Source organism: Streptomyces sp. NPDC058086 (assembly GCF_042885015.1).
GTDB lineage: Bacteria > Actinomycetota > Actinomycetes > Streptomycetales > Streptomycetaceae > Streptomyces.
The window spans coordinates 1-1,654 of record NZ_JBHVST010000289.1; the positions used below are offsets into that span (position 1 = coordinate 1).

General features: G+C 68.3%; 2 protein-coding genes. One reads left to right on the top strand and one right to left on the bottom strand.

Going from position 1 to position 1,654, the window contains the following annotated elements:
- Window positions 1-963, bottom strand: a 963-nt coding sequence (locus ACFVWD_RS58300) for a glucose-1-phosphate thymidylyltransferase (RefSeq protein WP_389607297.1), incomplete at its 3' end; no start/stop codon positions are given.
- 182 nt (window positions 964-1,145) lie between these two features.
- Here ACFVWD_RS58300 and ACFVWD_RS58305 point away from each other — a divergent pair.
- Window positions 1,146-1,654 (top strand): tryptophan 7-halogenase (locus ACFVWD_RS58305; RefSeq protein ID WP_389607299.1); only part of this gene is annotated, 509 nt, incomplete at its 3' end.

Genomic DNA, 1,654 nt, shown 5'->3' on the forward strand with positions numbered 1-1,654 from the left:
GTGCAGTCCGGCCACCGCGAGGATCGAGGCGTCGTCCAGGACGATGGAGTCGGAGAGCCGGGAGGCCCGCACCGTGCAGTGCCGGCCGATGGAGGCGTACGGTCCGATCTGGCTGTCCTCGTCGACCGTCCCCGCACCGATCACCGCGGGCCCCACGATCCGCGAACGTGTCACGCGCGCGCCCTCCTCGACGACCACACCGCCCAGCAGTTCGCTCTCCGGGCCCACCTCGCCCGACACCCGGCGGGCCAGCCGGCCGAGCATTCGGCGGTTGCACTCCACGACGTCCTCGACCCGGCCGGTGTCCTTCCAGTAGTCGGTGTAGCGGCCGGCCTCGACCCGCGAGCCGTGCTCCAGGAGCCACTGGATCGCGTCGGTGATCTCCAGCTCCCCGCGGGCGCTCGGCCGGATCGCGTCGACGGCGCGGTGCACGTCGGCGGTGAAGAAGTACACGCCGATCGCCGCCAGGTCGCTGCGCGGTTCCCGGGGCTTCTCCACCAGGCGCAGCACCTGTCCCTGGGCGTCCAGCTCGATCACGCCGAAGGCCCGGGGGTCGGGCACCTGGCGCACGACGATCCGCGCGGCGGGGCGGGCCCGGAGGAACTCCCGGGCCTGCGCCGGCAGGTCCCCGTCGAGCATGATGTCGCCCAGGTACAGGACGAAGTCGTCCTCGTCGAGGAACTCGCGGGCCAGTTTCACGCAGTGCGCGATGCCCAGGGGTTGGTCCTGGCGTATGTAGGTGATGCGCAGACCGAAACGGCTGCCGTCCCCGATCGCCTCAATGATTTCCTGAGCCCAGTCGCCGACGACAATACCGACCTCTTTGATATCGAGGTCGCGAATATTCTCCAGAACGTATTCCAGGACCGGCTTCCCGGCGATCGGAACAAGCTGCTTCGGCATGGCGTAACTGATCGGGCGCAGGCGGGTTCCCGAACCGCCCGACAGTACAAGTGCCTTCATTGTGTTCCGCCCTTCAGCGCAATCACTGAAATTCCACGTCCCTGTAGACCGGACCGCGCGGTACGCGCTTCTCGCAGAATGCCCACGACTTCGCAATCCCGGAGATGCGGCGCCCCCGCGGCGGGCCGGAGGATTCCAGCGAATGTGAGACGCCGCTTCCCGACGCGCGAGAAGGAGACTCCGTGGACGTGTCAGCGCAGTACGACGTCATCGTGGTGGGCGGTGGCCCGGCGGGCTCGACCGTGTCCACGCTGGTCCGCAAGAGGGGTCACCGGGTGCTCCAGTTGGAGAAGGAGACCTTCCCGCGCTACCAGATCGGTGAGTCCCTCCTCCCCGCCACCGTCCACGGCATCGCGCATCTCCTCGACGTCTCCGACGAGCTGAAGAAGGCCTCTTTCACGATCAAGCACGGCGGGACGTTCAAGTGGGGCGCCAACCCCGAGCCCTGGACGTTCGACTTCGCCGTCTCGCGCCGGATGCCCGGTGCGACGGGGTACGCCTACCAGGTCGAACGCATGAAGTTCGACAAGATCCTCCTCGACAACGCTCGCAAGCACGGGGTGGAGGTACGGGAGAACAGCGACGTCCTCGACGTGCTCAAGGCCGAGGACGGCCGGGTCCGGGGGGTGCGCTACCGGGACGCCGAGGGGCGTGAGCACGAGGTGAGCGCCCGCTTCGTCGTGGACGCCTC